Origin of the sequence: Paenibacillus sp. FSL H3-0329 (genome assembly GCF_037963285.1) — a bacterium.
Taxonomy (GTDB): domain Bacteria; phylum Bacillota; class Bacilli; order Paenibacillales; family Paenibacillaceae; genus Paenibacillus_AQ; species Paenibacillus_AQ odorifer.
This window is the reverse complement of sequence record NZ_CP150150.1, coordinates 3,312,862-3,330,870: the sequence shown is the minus strand read 5'-3', so window position 1 is coordinate 3,330,870 and position 18,009 is coordinate 3,312,862. Positions and strand designations below refer to the sequence as shown.

Below are 18,009 nucleotides of genomic sequence, written 5' to 3'. Positions count from 1 at the left end.
TTTTATCGGGCATTAATTACGCAATAGATTACACATCTTTTTAAGGACTTCGGACCCTGGGATGCTATTCCTTCACCCCAATAGCTGCAGTGGGGTCCTTAACATTCTGAAAATCAGAAAATCTCGCCTTTAAGGTCAGATGAGTCCGATAAAAGCATCTACTTACAAATGTTATCGGTTCAAGTAAAGATTCTTTTAAATCGCTCGTTTGAACTGGGTATTGTACAGCTCGTAATAAACACCTTGCAGCGCAAGAAGCTCTTTATGACTGCCTTGCTCGGCAATTCCGCCACCCTGAATAACGAGTATACGATCAGCATCCTGGATGGTACTAAGCCTATGGGCGATCACAAAGCTTGTTCGTCCCTTCATTAGCTTTTCCATCGCCTGTTGAATATGCATTTCCGTACGCGTATCCACACTGCTGGTTGCCTCATCTAGGATCAAAATAGCTGGATCAGCTAGAATGGCGCGGGCAATCGTTAAAAGCTGACGCTGGCCGTGGCTCAAATTACTGCCTTCCGCATGGAGAATAGTCTCATATCCATGCGGCAGTCTATTGATAAAGGCATCTGCATTGGCCAATCTTGCCGCTTCCTCTACCTCTTGGTCAGTCGCATCAAGACGGCCAAAGCGAATATTTTCCCGAATCGTTCCCGAGAATACATGCGCGTCTTGCAATACCATTCCCAATTGACTACGAAGTGCATATTTATCCAGCTCTCCAATATCGCGGCCATCAATGAATATGGAGCCGCCGCTCAAATCATAGAATCTGATCAGCAAGTTGACAATGGTCGTTTTTCCAGCACCCGTTGGGCCGACAAGCGCAATTTTCTCTCCGGGTTTTGCTTCAAACGTAACCCCACTCAGAATTGGTGAATCCGGCTTGTAAGCAAATGAAACGTCTTTGAAAACAACGTTCCCTTTTAACCTTGGCAGATCGTCACTTTGTTCATCACCGTCACCGTATTCGGATGGCATATCCATAACTTCAAACACACGCTCCGCACCAGCAATTGCCGACTGAATTAGATTGTACTGGTTAGCAAGATCGGAGATCGGTCGTCCGAACTGTTTGGAATACGTAAGGAAGCTAACGATTACGCCAACCGTAGCCATGTTATGAAAAGCCATCCAGCCACCCACCCCGGCAATGATCGCAAATCCAAGGTTATTAATCATGTTCATAACCGGTCCCACTAATCCGGAAACAATTTGTGCCTTAACGCCGACTTTATTCAGCTCTCCGCTGATTTTGCGGAACCGTTTCACTTCTGTCTCTTCCCTGCTGTATTGTTTGACCACTTTTTGTCCGCTGATGGTTTCTTCGATAAATCCACCCAATTCACCTAAATGGCGTTGCTGATTTTTAAAATAAGTTCGACTTAAACCTATAATTTTACGGCTGGACAATAACACAAGAGGGATCGTTATCAGTGAAACTACGGTCAACGGAACGTTCATCATTAACATGATCACTAGTGAACCGCTTAATGTGATCAAACTGTTTAATAACTGGGTCACACTCTGATTAAGTGTACTGGATACGCTCTCTATATCGTTGGTTGCCCGGCTCATTAGTTCTCCGTTAGCTTGCGTGTCAAAAAACTTGATCGGTAGCTGTTGATATTTGCTGAACAAATCACGACGCAGCTCGAATACGGTATTTTGTGAAACGGAGGTCATAACATAGGCTTGCACCCAAGCAACCACACTGCTTAGCCCATAAATACCAATTAGGAGTAGACAAAAGCGAATTAGACCCTGATAATCGTGGGGAATTACGGCAGTGTCAATGGCTTTACCGATTAGATAAGGCCCAATCAACGAAAGGATTGCATTCAACACAGTAAATACATATACAATGATTAACCCGAACCGCTGGCGGTTCAAATAAGTCCAGATGCGTTTGAGTGTGCCCGCTTGATTCTTAGCGCGTACGATCGGCACAGCTCCGCCGCGTCCGGGACCAGATCCCTGTCCAGGTCCGAATCCTCCTGATCGATTAAAAGGAGTGGTGTTCATGCCGTTATTAAGCTTTGACATAAGGCACCTCCTCTCCCTTCATCTGTGATCTCCAAATATCTCTGTATATTTCACTGCTATTCATAAGACCATCATGTGTACCTTGTACAGCAATTCGGCCGTTTTCTAATACCAGAATACGATCAGCGTCAATTACAGAGGTGACACGCTGAGCTATCAAAATATTCGTGCTGCTACGCAGCCGTGTTTTTAACATCTGCCGGATTCGTGACTCTGTCGCTGCATCGAGCGCACTAGTGCTGTCATCCATAATGAGGATTGTTGGCTGAATTAAAAGTGCCCGTGCAATCGAAAGCCGCTGCTTTTGCCCACCGGACAGGTTAATGCCACGCTGGCCGAGCTCTGTATCGTAACCCTGTGGAAGTTCTAAAATGAAATTGTGAGCTTCAGCGGCTATTGCTGCTTCTTCCACTTCCTCATCTGTGGCATCCGGTCTGCCATATCGGATATTATTGCGGATAGTACCGCTGAACAGAGTAGCCTGCTGCATAACATATCCGATTCTGCTACGTAAATCTTCCAGAGCAATCATACGAGTGTCGGAGCCATCAATAGAGATGGATCCAGAGGACACTTCGTAAAACCGGGGAATGAGGCTGACCAATGATGATTTACCAGTACCGGTGGCACCAAGAATGGCGACTGTTTCTCCTGGCTCCGCAGTGAAATTAATACCGTCTAACACTAGATTTTCATCCGTAGGATCATAAGCAAAAGATACATTGTCAAATACGATCCGACCGTTGTGTATGGCATCTTTTTTAGCGTTGGCAACTTCTGTAATCTCACTAATGGTGGAAAATACTTCATTCTCCCGATCGGCAGAAACCTTGGCTCGTGAGAAGAAGGTCAACATATTGCTTAACATCAGCATTGACATCAACAATTGGGTTATATAGTTAATAAAAGCGATCAGCTGACCAACTGGCAGCCCACCGTTCCAGCTTTGCACTCCCCCAAACCATAGTACAGCAACAATACTGGCATTTAGTACAAGCATCATTAGCGGCATATTTAATGACATTAACCGTACCGCTCTTATCGCAATTTCTGTATAATCCTTGTTCGCTGTATTAAAGCGTTTCTGTTCATGATTAGCGCGGACGAATGCTTTGACTACACGGATGCCGGATAAATTTTCCTGCAACACTATGTTCACACCGTCTAATTTGACCTGCATTTTTTGAAACAAAGGAAAAGAAAGTCGGATTAACCCATACAATATTAAACTCAAGAGTGGCACGGCAACGGCTAGGATGAGGGTCAGCATAGGACTAATCCGGATGGCCATCACCAAGCTTCCGACTAATAGCAATGGAGATCGAATACTCCGCAAAATCATTTGCACAAAGGTTTGCAGCTGCACCACATCATTTGTTAATCGCGTAATCAGTGAGCCCGTCTTCAATTGATCCAGGTTCTTGTTAGAAAATTTCTGAATATGTTCAAACAAGCTAATCCGCAAATCATTACCGAAGTTTTGAGAAGCAATACTCGAAAAAATAGTGCAGCCAACCCCACCAATTAGACCGATAAACGCTACACCAAGCATAATCAGTCCGGTCGAGAAAATATGAGACAAATCTTTTGTCATAACACCCTTATCCACAATGCTCGCCATGAGCGTGGGCTGCAGTAAATCCATAGTCACTTCGACCAGCATCAGCAATGGTGCCAACACACACCACACCCAATATGGCCTCAAATAATGCTTAAGCTTCCACATTCCGCCACCTTCAATTGTTTAAGATAAATACGTGATTTTAGAACTAATCGGTGTTCTGGGTTTCGCATTCGGCATTTCCTCCGGATAACCCATTCCAAATATCCCAATAACATCGTAATTTTCTTGAACATTAAGAATCTCACGATTATGAGGCAAAGCCCCCAGCGAAGCCCAATACGTACCTACACCTGCTTCATGTGCAGCTAATAGGAAATTTTGTACGAAACAAGCAGCAGCCATAACATTCTCATCGCGTTCAAACGCAGTTGCGGCAGGCTTAGACAGAACTGCAAAAACAACAGGTGCGTTGCCAAAATCCGTCTTATGTTTTAATTTCGCTCTAGTATTGGGTCCGATGAAAAGAAGCTCCCAAGGTTCGGTCATACGATGATTAGGAGCGTAACTTGCAGCCTCCAGCCATGAATGTAACTCCTCTTCACCTATTGGAGTCTGTTTGAATTGTTTTATACTTCTACGGGTTTTAATGAGCTCAGTTATTTTCATCTTTTTCTTTACTCTCCTCTTTTTTAACATTTGATGTTGTATCTTCTGGAGCGATCTCATGAATCTGAAAGATTTGTTTAAACTCTTCAATGATCGCTTCCGTTGCTTTTAATTCACCGCTAACCACTTGTTTAATCGATTCAAGCTCAGGCTGATTTAACTGCCGCTGTAATGTAGCCCGGTTAACCATAAGCTTATCTAAAAAAGCGATGGCTCTGCCACGGCGAAAAGTTTGAGCACTTTTAGGATGTTGATCCATTTGTTCTGTCATCCCATGTTTCATAAAGCCACGATCTCTGTGTTCTCCGTGCTCCCTATGACCGCCACGTTTGCCGATATGTCCTTCACGCATTTTATTTCCTCCTTTTGCAGTAGTGTATACATTTGTATACGCGTTCTTTTTGTATACAAATGTATACGATAGAAACCATTTCTGTCAAGATCATTTTTCCATTTTGTAACATCATAATTGCTCATTTTATATCTGAAAAAACAATAAAAACCCGCATAAAGTGCGGGCTTAAAGAGAAAAATTATCAAATTCAACGGAGTGATTTATAGGGAAAAACTATTTTTCTTATACTCCTGAACGGATACTCCCATTACTTTTTTAAAACAGTTACTGAAGTAAAATGGATCTTTAATGCCTACCTTTTCAGCAATTTGATAAGCTTTCCAATCCGTTTCATTCAGAAGCTTCACCGCTTTTTCCATTCTGCACTTGAGAAGATAATCCGTAAAGCTAATCCCTATGTCCTGCTTAAAGATCCGGCTAAAGTAACTGGAATTCATGTGGAATTTATTCGATACATAGGATAAAGACATCTCCGGAATGTGCATCTCCTGTTGAATAAATTCTTTAACTTCATGGATAATATTATTGGTTTTTTTACTTCGTGCCCGGGTTACTTGAGAGGTTACCTTCTCTGTGAGTTCTAGCAATGTCTGTTGCATGTCTGGCAGGCTATCGAGCTCAAAAATCCTTTTATATGGCGAAATATCGAATGAAAGATTATTATCTAGTATAACTCCCATTTCAGCGAGTGAATTGATTAATGTGGAGACAAATTGGGCGGAAACCAACCTAGCTCGTTCCACAGAAAAAGCTTTGGACTTCTCCAAATCCTGAAACAATTTCTCGATGGATTGCATAGCCTTGTCTAAGACACCAGCTTTTACAAAAAACAAAATCTCCTCAATTTCATTCGTCTTAACTTCCCAGGATCGGCCTCCGAAATGAATTTCTTCATTAAAAAAATAGATAGCGTTACTGCCCTTTAACTTACCATATCTAACTGCCTCCAGCGCCTCTTTATAGGATTCTTTGATCCTATTGAAATCCTTGCAGGTACTCCCTACGCCAATGGAAGCTTTACATTCAAGCTTTTCATGGAGCGATTGGGCCAGCCACTCTCCAATCTTCGTAAGATTCTGATTATCTTTTCTATTGAGAAGGACTATTCGTTGACTGTTATCAAAAAAAACTTCGATTCCCTCATACTCTTCAAGCGCGTAATCAATAAACCTCTTACAACGCAAAGACTGCAGGATTCGTTGTTCCTCCCCTTCTTCTAAGGAGATTTGAAGTTCAATGAGCATGATTGAAAACAGGCTGCTCTCTGAGTCAGGAAAAAAGTAATAGAACCGGCTGTCCAGCTGATCGGGGTCCCAGAGGCCTGATAGCAAATCATTTAGAAATTTTTCTTTTAGTTGAACGGCATTTTCTTTTAACTGTCGATTCAGCTCCTGATATTCGTTCCACCGCTCTGTCTCTTCCCGGATTTTCCCATGAAGATCTACCGCAACTCTTCGTACTTCCTCGGCTTGAAGCGGCTTCAAGATAAAATTTTGTACTCCAATGTCCAGACTTCTTTTTGCATATTCGAATTCGGGATGTGCAGTGATGATCACAATTTTGACTAGCGGATACCTTTCTTTTATCAACCGGCTTAATTCCAGCCCATCCATAAAAGGCATACTGATATCTGTAAATACTACATCCGGTTTCATCGTTTCGATCAAATCTAACGCTTCGCTTCCATTCGAGGCCTCACCTACGAATCTGTAACCAACCGCTTGCCAATCTATAATAATGGGAACAATTTTTCTCGCATTAATTTCATCATCCACAATAATGGCTCTGAGCAGTTCAAGCTCCATGACTATTCCCCTCCTCAAGCGGTAGTTCCAATTCAATCCGAGTTCCTTCTCCCGGTGCACTGACCAAACTACAATTCATGTCCGCCCCATAGTACAGCTTCAGACGCATCAAAGTACCGCGCAACCCAAAACTGGACTCATTTTGCCCATAGGGCTCAGCTTGCATTTCCCGACGTTTGTCTTCATTCATCCCCACACCATCGTCTTCCACGATTAACTTCAGTCGATTCCCCTGAATTCGGGCAAGGATGCGAATCTTACCACACTCCCCTAAAGGGCGAATACCATGATAAAGCGCATTTTCTACAAGCGGCTGAAGTGTCAATTTGGGTATCCGAACATACTCAGCTTCTTCCGGCACCTCAATTTCACTGGTGAAAATTTCTGGATAGCGAATATTTTGTATACTCAAATAACTTTTAGTGATCTCTACTTCTTCTCTTAACGTTACTACATCACTGCCCTTACTAAGACTCTGGCGATAGAAGGCTGCAAGCTCAGAAATAATCTGGTACGCCTCATTATTATTTCCTGACAAAGTTAAATAGCCAGCTGATTCTAAAGTGTTATATAAAAAATGTGGTTTAATTTGCTGCTGCAAAATATCCAATTCGAGTTTCCGAATTAATTTCTGTTCTTCTTTCTCCCGCTTCAGCGCTTGCTCAATGGTCATAATCATATTGTTATACCTATCTTTCAACTGGTTCAGTTCATCAGTTCTCGCCTCGTACCGAACCAAACTGAACTCTCCATTCTCCACTTTTTTCATGGATCGCAGCATATGTAAAATAGGTGTTGTAATGAATCTAGAAATCCAGACGGAACCTAAAAATATAGAAATGAAATTAAACAACATAATCATTAACAGCATTAGATTAAATTGACGATAGGGGCTTTCCCATTCCCCCAGAGGCTGAGCGCTAGTAAACTTCCAACCACGATCCATTGAAACCAGAGAAGAGATCAGATAATTATGATCTTTGATCTTTACGATTTTGCTACTGCCGAGCGGCACATCAAGCATAGAAGAGTTTGTATAAGTCGATAATTCAGGCCTTGTAAAATCAAGGAGTGTCTCATATCCAGTTTCGATCATTAAATCAGGTTTATTATCGTTGATCGAACGTTCATAGCTTTTTTTCAGCTCCTGAACGGTAATGTTCACGACTAATAATCCTATTTTCTTGGAAGTGTTCATGTCGTTTACGATGCGAATCAGAGAAATATATTGTGGATCCTGCTGGGGTTCCTTCGTCTCAAAATTGAAGATACCTCCGGCATTTTTCCTCCAAATTGCTTTTCCGTCCAAGGCGACCGCCTCGGAGTACCATTCCGCTGACTCGATCCCATCCGTTCTGATCGGTTTTGCAGACTGCAAATCAATCGCAAACTTACGTCCTGCATTATCGAATAGATAAACAGAAGAGATAGAGGGCTCTGCGAGCATAAAATCTGACAGAGCCACCTCTAGCTTGTAAGTTAAAATCCCGATGTCGTTACCCGCCAGATCACTGCCCAAAATTTCCTGAACTGTGTTGTTCGACACGATCATCTTGGAATAATTATTCGTGCTGTCAAGAAGTGATTCAATTCCGGAATTCATGGCGTTTAAGGTTTGAAGCGATACCTCACCTACCTTTTCCTCGGTGAATTTCTCATTGATTCGTTGGTACATAATACCGCTTGCAATCATGGAAACCACTAATAAGGCCAAGTAGTAAAAAACGATTTGTGATCGGATACGTGCAAACCTCATCGGTAACCTCCTGGCCGACAATTAAGCGAATACGGACCTTTATTTATAGCTACTTCAATACGATACTAGTATAGCATTTTTCGAAGGATTCCTATCCCATTGCTTTAGCCCTTAACTGCCCCGGCAATAATGCTTTTTTGGACTTGGTTACTTAGGAACAAGTAGATAATGATCATGGGTAGTGTAGCCACAACCATTCCAGCGAACATAGGTCCGAATTCTGTGGCATAGGCACTTTTAAACGAATTGATGGCGACGGTAATTGTTGCTAAGTCAGGATCATTAATGAACGTATTGGCAAACATCAGTTCGTTCCAAGCGGATAAAAAAGTAAAGATGGAAGTGGTTACGATAGCCGGCTTTACAAGCGGAAGCATAATACGGAAAAAAACCTGATAAATATTGCAGCCGTCTACAACGCTGGCTTCTTCCAACTCCCCTGGCAGCGCTCTAAAAAAACCAATCATGATAAAGATTGTAGTAGGAAGTGCACTAACGGTATAAGGAATGATTAAGGCCCACGGCGTATTCAGCAAGCTTGTCATTTTTAACATCTGAAAGACAGGTAGCAGCGTAGCATGAACGGGAATCATCAATCCCAGCATGAAGAAAGTAAGCACCACATTATTAAGCTTCCACTTCATTCTTGCGACAGCAAAAGAAACCATTGCCGATAACAGAGCAGAAATAATGACAGTTACCGTTGTATACATAAGGCTGTTCAAAAAGTTACGTGCGATATTCGCCTTAAAAAGTGCGTAGTCGTAGTTCGCCCACCGCCACTCATTAGGCAAGCCCATCACGTTTGAGCCTGTAATTTCTATGTTTGTTTTAAAGGAGGAAAATACAAGCCACACGAGCGGATACAATTGAATAACGGCGAAGATTAGAAACGCAATCTGCAAAACAACCTTTGGCCAGCGGCGGTTATGTGTTGTTGTCATTAGCTCTCCTCCTTATCATCGTAGGTTCTGATCAGTTTTTGTAGAACTAAGTAGAAAAAGAGACATTCCACAACCATAAACACGGCCATCGCGCTGCCGTACCCATACATATTGCGATTAAAAATCGACGAATACATCAATGTACTTGGAACACTAGTTTCCGGTGTAGGGTAGCCATTGGTCATAATGAAGACTAAATCGAAAAACTTCAATGATCCCAAAACAGCAAATATGACGCATACCTTCAGGATCGGTGAAATTAGTGGAATAGTGATAGAGAAAGCGGTTCTTATACTTGATGCTCCGTCAATTTTTGCAGCCTCGTACAAATCTTCAGGAATCCCTTTGATGGCAGCGTACATTAGCAGCATATGGTAGCCGATATATTGCCAAACGATTGGAATCATAACACTAATTAGTGCTGTTCCGCTTTCCGTCAACCAATCATGTGTCCAGGAGGACAAGCCTAATTGATTGAGTATCGTATTCAGCAAGCCATATTCAGGCTGATAGATTTTCAGAAACATAACCCCGATGACAGAGGAGGATACCAAGACTGGAATGAAATACAAAGTACGATACAGCTTTTCCCCGCAGACCCCTCTGGCAAGAACCAGAGCGAGCACCAGGGCTATCGGAAGTTGCATGAAAACAGAAAGAACTGCCAGATACAACGTATTAAGTATCGAATGATTAAAATCCATGCCGAACGTATCTGTAAAAAATAAATCCTTATAAGAAGCTAAACCGATAAATTTAGCCGGTTGAATTCCGTCCCAGTCCAGCAGACTGTAATACATGGACTGAAGGATCGGGAAAAAACCAACAAGAATGTATAAAATCAAAGCAGGAACAACAAATACGGCGATAGCCTTTTTGTTTCCGAATACTTGATGCATGTTTCACTCCACCTTTAAATCGAACAGGCGGCGAACAATTCTCACCGCCTGACGCAGATTATTATCCTTGATTGACCTTGCTCTGTAGTTCTTTCGTGTAGTCTTCAGGTGTTGTTTTTCCGGCGACGAATTTCATCAGCGATCCGAACATAGATTCAGTGTCATTACCATTCAGCATTTGATCCCACCAGTAGGAGAAACCTGTTGCTGAAGAAGACAACTCACCAATTTTCAGAGCCAGTGGATTCATTTGAGAAGTGTCACCTACATCAACTTTCCATGCTGAGGAGCCTGAACCAGCCAGGAATACTTCTTTAGACATGGTCTCAATAAAGAACTTGTATACTTCCCATATTCTTTCCTTGTTTTTCAGATCGGCATTGAGCACGAATGTTTCACCCGAACCTCCGAACCACTCGTCAGCATTTCCTTTTCCCCCTGGAATGGTTGGAAATTTAATCGGTACCACTTTACCTTTGACCAGAGAGTTATCATCTTCAATCTGTCCGTTGACCCAAGCACCCATGAACATCATAGCTGCTTTGCCTGATAGGGACATATTTGTCGCGTCATCATAAGAAGTTCCAACAAAATGTTTGCCGAAGGAGTCCGCATCAATCAATTGTTTGTATTTCGCAGCAGCTTCTGTGAATTCAGGTGTGTCGAATGATCCTGTTTTCGTTAAAGCGGCATTTACAGCATCCACGCCTGCCATCCGGATGGCTAGAATCGCGTTCCATTGCATGGCTGGCCATCTGTCTTTAGCCCCAAGTGCAATCGGCTGAATACCTTTTGCTTTTAGTGCTTCAATCGCAGCAACAAGCTCATCCCATGTTTCCGGAATTTTTGCTCCTGCTTGCTCAAATAGTTCTTTATTAACGTACATTTGAGCAGTAGCTATATTAATCGGCAGACCGTAAAGCTTGCTATCGAAGACGAAATTGTCTGTCGTACCTGGTACGATTTGGTCCAGCGTTCCATCTTTTGCGAGATCATCAATGGACAGAATCCGGTTCCCCGCTATAAATGGCTCAGAGAATCCGCCACCCCAGGTGTAAAAAATGTCGGGTAGTTCATTGGCTGCTGAAGCCGCTTTCACTTTTGTTTTATAAGATTCGCCCCCAACACCTACATGCTCGATTTCTACATTAGGGAATTTAGCCTTGGTTGCCTCAAGTGCTTTATAAAAACCAACAAACCCGCCATCTTTAGAATTTGGATCCGCGAATTGAGACCACATGGTAATCTTGAGCTTCTCTTCCGCCGCAGTTGTTTTTCCCGTATTGCCTGCGTTTGCATTAGCCTCGGAATTCACGTTATTCCCGTTGTTCCCACCACAAGCAGTGATAAGCATGGACATAGCCATCAACACTGTTAGAGTTAGGTTCATCCTTTTTTTGTTGACTTTTTTCATTCTTTTTCGCCCCCCATTTTTATATTGCTTACAGGACTAATTATATAAATCAATTTATCAAGTGAACATGAAAGCGTTTTACTTTATGATGTATTCTCTTTACATTAGACATTTTTCTTTATTAACTACACATAAAGAAGACCTCTGATTTCTTCAGAAGTCTTCTTTTTTCATTCATATCAAAACCTAGGGCATGAACACCTCTATATAGCTGAGTGGCTTAGGTTCTATCCAAATTAAAGTTTTCTCTTTTATCAGAAGTTATCTCATGAATCTGAAACATATGAATGAACTCATCGATGATCGCTTCTGTAGCTTTTAGTTCACCACTAATGACTTGTTTTGCCGATTCAATCTCTGACTCTTTTAGCTGCTGCTGCAACGCCGAACGATTAATCATTAGCTTGTCCAAAAATGCGATAGCCCTAGCACGACGAAAGGTCTGAGCGCTTTTGTGAGGATGCTCCGAACCCTCCTTGACTCCATTTATATTCATTTCTCCATGCTCTCCGTATTCTCGATGCTCGTTATAACCATGCTTATCTATGTGTCCTTCGCGCATGTTATTTCCTCCTCTAACTCCGATTACAAATGTATGGCCCATTAATAAGACCGGGCAAGACGGAAGCCAAGATCATCTACGCTAAATGTTGGATGACTACGACGGCGGCATGTGGCTCCACATCCTCTGTCCTCTTCTGCCCAGCTGCCTCCCCGAAAAATTCGATAGGAGCCATACACTTGTTCATCATATAAATCCCAGCACCATTCCCATACATTTCCTAACATATCATAAAGTCCCCAAGCATTGGGTTCCTTTTGTCCTATTTCGTGGAGTTCGCCACCTGAATTTTCATTATACCAAGCAATTTTATCCAGTTCTCCATATTGATAACCGGAAGTTCCTGCTTTACATGCATATTGCCACTCTGCTTCTGTTGAAAGTCGATATCCGTTTGTTTCCTTATCCCAAGTAATGAGTTTACCATCTTCACCTATAGTATAAGCTTCTATAAATCCAGCTTTCTGGGAAAGCAGATTGCAAAAAGAGATGGCTTCAAACCATGAAATATTCACAACCGGTTTTAGATCTCCATGAGATGAGTTATTAATTATAGCATTGTATAGATCCACAGTTACAGGATAAGGTGCAAGAAGAAACGGTTTGATTTCTGCTTTCCATCTACGCTTTATCCGATCGTCTCTTAATTCTATTTCTCCCCCTGGAATTGCAACCATAGGATAGTCCAAATAGCTCTCAATTTCGATCGACACTCTAGCTGCCTCCTATCTATTATTTTAATCATGTATTGACGGGTATACAGAATAGAACTATAATCTATATATTTCCTAGTTAATTACTCAGGATTACAAACAATAAGAAACATTAAATCATACTTGGTTTATCCAGAAGAAGGAGTGTAAACACATGCCAAATGTTCAAACTTTCAAAGCAACTGCTCATTTGCAAGACGGCGTTAGGGTCGTTACTAATGTAAGACAATTCGAGCTGGTCATCGACGAACCGACAAGTCTAGGGGGTACGGATACAGGAATGAATCCTGTTGAAGCTTTGCTCGCTTCTTTGGGTGCCTGCCAATCCATTGTAGCTCGGGTCTACGCCTCTAAATTTGAGGTGGAGCTAGAAGATTTCAGAGTAGATGTGGAAGGTGACTTGGATCTCGACGGATTCTTCAACCGCTCTGAAGTACGTCCTGGCTATTCCGATATTCGGTATACATTCTACATAAAGACTCCATCCCCTGCTGAGAAGGTCGAACAGTTCGTACAATTTCTGGAGAGCAAATGCCCTGTAGGTGACACCATTGCTGCTCCGGTTAATCTCAAGCTAAATCGTATTGTGATTGAAAATTAACCGTTTTATAAAGCTAAGAGAGCTGCAAAGTTGCGTTAAAGCGACTAAGCAGCTCTTTTTCATGACCTGTTCTCCGACTTCATATAATGTTAAAAATGATGCCTTCGGAGGAACCCAAAAAATGACGGATATACTAAGAAAAGTAGATGAAGAAATCGAACGTTTGACAACGTTCTTGCTACAACAGCAGAAGGATGACGGCTCATGGCATTTTTGTTTTGAGAACGGGATTGTGATCGATGCTTATATGATCATTCTCTTTAGGGTGTTGAACCTACAGAATGAAACCCTCATTCGGCAGCTACATGACCGCATTCTTGACGCACAACAGCGAGAGGGTTGCTGGCAGTTATATAAGGACGAAAAAGCTGGGAACTTATCCACATCGGTCGAAGCTTATTATGCCCTGCTCTACTCTGGGTACAGTAAGATAACAGACGAGCCAATACAGCATGCTAAGCGTTATATACTGTCTAAAGGTGGATTAGGCAAAGTCACAAGTATCTTAACTAGAGTCATTCTCGCCGCAACGGGTCAAAGCAAGTGGCCTTTAGCAATTTCTTCGATTCCACTGGAGGTGCTTTTGTTTCCGTCTTACTTCCCTATTAACTATTTCGAATTCTCTGGCTACTCTAGGGTACACCTCACTCCTATGCTCATTATGGCCGATCGGCGATTTTCGATCACTACAGCCCATGCTCCTGATCTGTCAGATCTTATGGAGACACGGTTGGATGCAGATGAATCGCCTACCCGTGGATATCAGGAGCTGCAGGAGGTTATTCAAATGGGTTTGAGCAGATTACTCGGGAGTCCACACTACATACATGAAGCTGCCAAAAACAAAGCAGAGCAATATATGCTCCAGCGAATCGAATCCGACGGTACCTTTTACAGCTATGCCAGCAGTACAATTCTTATGGTTTTTGCCCTGCTTGCTCTCGATTATGATCGGCAGCATCCAATAATTACAAAGGCCATTCAAGGTCTCACCGCGCTGCAATGCCAATCAAATCATAAAACTACAATTCAAAACTCTCCATCTACAATATGGGATACAGCGTTAATCTCCTATGCTTTACAAGAGGCTCAAATTCCGGTTGATCACAAAGGAATAAAACACGCTGCAACTTATCTTCTGGATAAACAGCATCATCAAACTGCTGATTGGAGCATCCATAATCCGGATACAGTTCCCGGTGGGTGGGGATTCTCTGAGTCCAATACAATCAATCCGGACGTAGATGATACAACGGCAGCCTTGCGAGCCATCCGAAGCTTATCAACAATTCACCCTTCATATCTGAAATCATGGAATCGCGGTCTGAATTGGGTCCTATCGATGCAAAATAACGACGGCGGCTGGCCGGCATTCGAAAAAAACACCAATAAAGAAATGCTCACATGGCTCGCTATCGATGGTGCTAAATCTGCAGCCATTGATCCTTCGGAAGCAGATCTTACCGGACGAACTTCGGAGTTTCTCGGAAACTTCGCTGGTTTAAATACACAACACGAGTTCATTAAACGGGGTACGAAATGGCTGATTCAACATCAGGAGAAGGATGGTTCGTGGTATGGAAGATGGGGTGTTTGTTATATTTATGGCACTTGGGCATCATTAACAGGCCTGCAGGCTGTTGGGCTCCCTATAAATCATGATACGTTGCAAAAAGGAGTGAAGTGGCTCCTAAGCATTCAGAACTCGGACGGCGGTTGGGGGGAGTCTTGTCACAGCGACCGGCTTCTACAATATGTTCCTTTAGGAGAAAGCACACCTTCACAAACCGCCTGGGCACTTGATGCGATTATTGCCGTTCAGCCAGAGCCAACAGCTGCGGTGGAAAAAGGGATTCAAAGACTAATCACGTCTATTCATGAAGAAGATTGGAAAACTTCTTATCCCACTGGCGCTGGACTCCCCGGTAATTTCTATTCCAATTATCATAGTTACCGCTATATCTGGCCACTACTCACATTGAGTCATTACAGAAAAAAATACGGTCAAGGATAATACTCGGTAATACTCGGTAATAACTAGCGTTGTCCTGCTCCACTTCTTAACTGTCTCGAAAAAGCTTGGATCGCCAGAGCAGCAATCGTCCGTTACTGGAGAATCCCGTTGCTCTGATGTTATGAATCGAGAGATGAATGCTTTTGTCCGTTGCACCTACCTAAATCACCCAGTCTTGATCAAGCATAGAGCTTTTCGGACCCAGAAAACGCTATTTGCTTGTTTTTAGGCTTTTGAGTTAAGTTACGGACTCCAGTGAAACTATTCCTTAAAAAGAGAGTCATTTCGGGTTTTATTCATGGTAATAACTGCGATGGGGTCCGTTAAAATTCCAAATGTAAGCTAAATCTGCTCATAAGCTCAGCTGTGTCCGATAGCAAATACGTGTGCGCAAAATGTTACCTAATCAATCCAACTTGCCATATGGATCATCCCTATAGGAATTACTTAAATTACTTATGAGCTAGCTCCATTTTTGCATGTGAGTCAATCGAGCATAGTTAGCATAAAGCTAATTAGAATCAGGCAGCGATCTCCGATAATCAAGGATCGCTGCCTGATATTTTGGATCACTGGCGTTTTGCCTGAGCAATTAAGACTGTAACGTCTGATATCCCCACTCCGTATATTTGTAGCGCAAGATTTTAACGGAAGCTATTAAGTAACTGCATTTTATACACTTAATCCATATTGCTAGGGAATAACTTCGACTTTAACTGCATTCTATACAATTAAAATCAAGAGAAATCACCTAGAAGCCTTAATCTCATGAGAATAGATGTATGAAATACAGCTATTTTTAATGCACAACTATTTTGAACGATTATAGCTGCACAAAATACAGTTAAACACCTCGCTGCTCCCCATCCATTACCTTCATCCGCCTCCATACGGGTACACAGAGGGTTGCATCATTACTAAGTTTACTTTTTGGAGCACGGTACCGGAATATCAGAAATATTCCCTTTCAAGAAACAGGCGTAATCGTTGGTGGTTTCGGTGCTCTTTCCCAAGCACGGGTTACCTGCAATGTTGCTGCATAGGTGATTAACGAAACGAGCAACGCTCCGAACAGTTCAATGATCTGCCCCAGGTCCAATCGTTCCAGAATTCCGTGAGCCGCCAGTCCGCTAAGCGCCATGACAATTCCTCCTGCTCCCACCTTAAATACAATACGAAAGTCAAAATAAAATCCGATCGTTCCTGCCACAGATAAGAAATTCAACAGTGTCAGCAGCAAGAGTCCCAGTCCGAATCCCATGGCCACCCCTTCGATTCCAATATTAGAACCTAGAACAAAGATCGCAATCACTTCGAAAATATTCGTAAGAATATGATTCCACATAACGGTTGATGCTTTCCCCAAACCAAGTAAAATCGCTTGCAGTGGCGCTCCGAAATAATAAAGAAAAAATAAGGGGGCAATTAACCTTAACAGCTCGCCCGCTTCTGGCGAATGATAGATCATAGTTGTTAAGGGTACAGCCCACAAGTACAGGATGATTGTACATGGGAAACCTACTATAAGCGCGGATCGCATAGCCATATCCATCCGATTATGCATAAGCTTGCTATTGTTGCTCACACTTGCTTCGCTGATCGCCGGAATTAATGCAGTCGACAGCGATTGTGTGAAGAAGCTGGGGAGAAACAACATGGGAAGAGCATAACCCGCCAGAAGTCCGAATTGCTTGGTTGCCATCTCAACACCTACACCAAACAGTACTAGACTTTTCGTAATCAGCAGTGGTAGAAAGGCATGATAGAGCGAATGAATAAAACCGCTGCCTGTCATCGGTAAGCCGATGCGCAGCAAATCTCTTAACGTACTATCTCCTTTAAGTGAAATTCTTGACGGTGGTGGTGGAGAGGTTTTGATCTTACCTCGATTAGCCCATTTGAAAACTGCAAACAAGTAGAGCAAACCAAAACCTTCTCCAACAACGGAGGCAGCCATTGCGCCAGCAGCTGCATAAGCAATACCGTAGGGCAGCAAAACGTTGACAACACCGATAATAACAATGATTTGCGCCAGATTCTCAATAATATCGGAAAAGGCAAGTGGGTTCATGTTCTGTTTTCCACGGAAATAACCTTTCAGTACAGCAGACATCGCAATAATTGGAATGATCGGCGTAATAGCAACCATAGCATAATACGCCCGCTGATCGGCCAAAAAAATCGATGCGATCCATTTGGAGCCAAATAGAGCCACTAAAGTTAATATAATACTCAACGTACCCGTAATGCTTAAGGATACAGTGAGAATACGCTTTACTCGCGCTTCATCCTGCTTAACCTCAGCTTCCGATACAAGCTTTGAAATCGCAACAGGAAGCCCCAGCTCTGTCAGCGTAATAAATAAGGGAAGCAGTGGATGAGCAATCATAAGCAGCCCTACTCCCTCTGCTCCCAAAAAACGTGCCAGCAAGACTCCGTTCAAAAAACCAAGCCCTTTTGTGAAAAATGACGACACGGTTAATATGAACGTGCCACGAATAAAACTTTGTTTACGCATCCCCATTTATACGCATCTCCACCTATGGTTTGTCCTGTCCTTCTTTCTAACTTATTCGAACAAACACAAGTACATGCAGACAAGTATTTGTAAAGTATTTAATCAGCAATAAGCCGCCACATCTTAGTTGGTATACCAGGCAATTTCCC

At 42.6% G+C, this 18,009-nt stretch carries 14 protein-coding genes; 2 read left to right on the top strand and 12 right to left on the bottom strand.

The window, feature by feature from the left end; translation table 11 throughout:
- Window positions 1-195 precede the first annotated feature (195 nt).
- The 11 genes from NSQ66_RS14705 to NSQ66_RS14655 all read right to left on the bottom strand — a co-directional run bounded on the left by NSQ66_RS14705 (window position 196) and on the right by NSQ66_RS14655 (window position 12,691).
- Window positions 196-2,049, bottom strand: coding sequence for an ABC transporter ATP-binding protein (locus tag NSQ66_RS14705; protein ID WP_081383787.1), 1,854 nt, complete (start codon window positions 2,047-2,049; stop codon window positions 196-198).
- On the bottom strand, window positions 2,036-3,775 hold the full coding sequence (locus NSQ66_RS14700) for an ABC transporter ATP-binding protein (RefSeq protein WP_036677892.1): 1,740 nt from the start codon (window positions 3,773-3,775) through the stop codon (window positions 2,036-2,038). Before NSQ66_RS14700 ends, NSQ66_RS14705 begins: the two co-directional genes overlap by 14 nt.
- An 18-nt stretch (window positions 3,776-3,793) precedes the next feature.
- The gene (locus tag NSQ66_RS14695; RefSeq protein WP_036677894.1) at window positions 3,794-4,279 is read right to left on the bottom strand and encodes a nitroreductase; all 486 of its coding nucleotides are present in this window, start codon (window positions 4,277-4,279) and stop codon (window positions 3,794-3,796) included.
- Window positions 4,266-4,631 (bottom strand): hypothetical protein, encoded by a 366-nt coding sequence (locus NSQ66_RS14690; protein ID WP_051490998.1) that lies wholly within the window; start codon window positions 4,629-4,631, stop codon window positions 4,266-4,268. The genes NSQ66_RS14695 and NSQ66_RS14690 overlap by 14 nt, the downstream gene beginning before the upstream one ends.
- 203 nt (window positions 4,632-4,834) lie before the next feature.
- Window positions 4,835-6,439, bottom strand: a complete 1,605-nt coding sequence (locus tag NSQ66_RS14685) for a response regulator (RefSeq protein WP_076142100.1) — start codon at window positions 6,437-6,439, stop codon at window positions 4,835-4,837.
- Window positions 6,429-8,195 (bottom strand): sensor histidine kinase, encoded by a 1,767-nt coding sequence (locus NSQ66_RS14680; RefSeq protein WP_076142099.1) that lies wholly within the window; start codon window positions 8,193-8,195, stop codon window positions 6,429-6,431. Before NSQ66_RS14680 ends, NSQ66_RS14685 begins: the two co-directional genes overlap by 11 nt.
- Before the next feature lie 104 nt (window positions 8,196-8,299).
- Entirely contained in the window at window positions 8,300-9,139 is an 840-nt protein-coding gene (locus NSQ66_RS14675; RefSeq protein WP_076125690.1) for a carbohydrate ABC transporter permease, read from the bottom strand.
- Complete coding sequence (locus NSQ66_RS14670) at window positions 9,139-10,038, bottom strand: sugar ABC transporter permease (RefSeq protein WP_076274466.1); 900 nt, start codon at window positions 10,036-10,038, stop codon at window positions 9,139-9,141. Before NSQ66_RS14670 ends, NSQ66_RS14675 begins: the two co-directional genes overlap by 1 nt.
- A 61-nt stretch (window positions 10,039-10,099) precedes the next feature.
- Complete coding sequence (locus tag NSQ66_RS14665) at window positions 10,100-11,452, bottom strand: extracellular solute-binding protein (protein WP_339279717.1); 1,353 nt, start codon at window positions 11,450-11,452, stop codon at window positions 10,100-10,102.
- Between the two features lie 220 nt (window positions 11,453-11,672).
- A complete protein-coding gene (locus NSQ66_RS14660; protein ID WP_339279716.1) occupies window positions 11,673-12,014 on the bottom strand; it encodes a hypothetical protein in 342 nt (113 codons plus the stop codon).
- Between the two features lie 41 nt (window positions 12,015-12,055).
- Complete coding sequence (locus NSQ66_RS14655) at window positions 12,056-12,691, bottom strand: SUMF1/EgtB/PvdO family nonheme iron enzyme (RefSeq protein ID WP_174890055.1); 636 nt, start codon at window positions 12,689-12,691, stop codon at window positions 12,056-12,058.
- A 190-nt stretch (window positions 12,692-12,881) separates the two neighbouring features.
- Here NSQ66_RS14655 and NSQ66_RS14650 point away from each other — a divergent pair, with 190 nt between their 5' ends.
- Window positions 12,882-13,328, top strand: a complete 447-nt coding sequence (locus tag NSQ66_RS14650; protein WP_076272536.1) for an OsmC family protein — start codon at window positions 12,882-12,884, stop codon at window positions 13,326-13,328.
- A 121-nt stretch (window positions 13,329-13,449) separates the two neighbouring features.
- A complete protein-coding gene (gene shc / locus NSQ66_RS14645; protein ID WP_339279713.1) occupies window positions 13,450-15,342 on the top strand; it encodes a squalene--hopene cyclase in 1,893 nt (630 codons plus the stop codon).
- Between the two features lie 967 nt (window positions 15,343-16,309).
- Here shc and spoVB read toward each other — a convergent pair.
- Complete coding sequence (spoVB, locus tag NSQ66_RS14640) at window positions 16,310-17,866, bottom strand: stage V sporulation protein B (protein ID WP_036677910.1); 1,557 nt, start codon at window positions 17,864-17,866, stop codon at window positions 16,310-16,312.
- Window positions 17,867-18,009 lie beyond the last annotated feature (143 nt).

Coding starts and splice junctions, on each gene's coding strand:
- NSQ66_RS14705 (WP_081383787.1), bottom strand. CDS start 2,049: ATGTCAAAGCTTAATAACGGCATGAACACCACTCCTTTTAATCGATCA.
- NSQ66_RS14700 (WP_036677892.1), bottom strand. CDS start 3,775: ATGTGGAAGCTTAAGCATTATTTGAGGCCATATTGGGTGTGGTGTGTG.
- NSQ66_RS14695 (WP_036677894.1), bottom strand. CDS start 4,279: ATGAAAATAACTGAGCTCATTAAAACCCGTAGAAGTATAAAACAATTC.
- NSQ66_RS14690 (WP_051490998.1), bottom strand. CDS start 4,631: ATGCGTGAAGGACATATCGGCAAACGTGGCGGTCATAGGGAGCACGGA.
- NSQ66_RS14685 (WP_076142100.1), bottom strand. CDS start 6,439: ATGGAGCTTGAACTGCTCAGAGCCATTATTGTGGATGATGAAATTAAT.
- NSQ66_RS14680 (WP_076142099.1), bottom strand. CDS start 8,195: ATGAGGTTTGCACGTATCCGATCACAAATCGTTTTTTACTACTTGGCC.
- NSQ66_RS14675 (WP_076125690.1), bottom strand. CDS start 9,139: ATGACAACAACACATAACCGCCGCTGGCCAAAGGTTGTTTTGCAGATT.
- NSQ66_RS14670 (WP_076274466.1), bottom strand. CDS start 10,038: ATGCATCAAGTATTCGGAAACAAAAAGGCTATCGCCGTATTTGTTGTT.
- NSQ66_RS14665 (WP_339279717.1), bottom strand. CDS start 11,452: ATGAAAAAAGTCAACAAAAAAAGGATGAACCTAACTCTAACAGTGTTG.
- NSQ66_RS14660 (WP_339279716.1), bottom strand. CDS start 12,014: ATGCGCGAAGGACACATAGATAAGCATGGTTATAACGAGCATCGAGAA.
- NSQ66_RS14655 (WP_174890055.1), bottom strand. CDS start 12,691: ATGGTTGCAATTCCAGGGGGAGAAATAGAATTAAGAGACGATCGGATA.
- NSQ66_RS14650 (WP_076272536.1), top strand. CDS start 12,882: ATGCCAAATGTTCAAACTTTCAAAGCAACTGCTCATTTGCAAGACGGC.
- shc (WP_339279713.1), top strand. CDS start 13,450: ATGACGGATATACTAAGAAAAGTAGATGAAGAAATCGAACGTTTGACA.
- spoVB (WP_036677910.1), bottom strand. CDS start 17,866: ATGGGGATGCGTAAACAAAGTTTTATTCGTGGCACGTTCATATTAACC.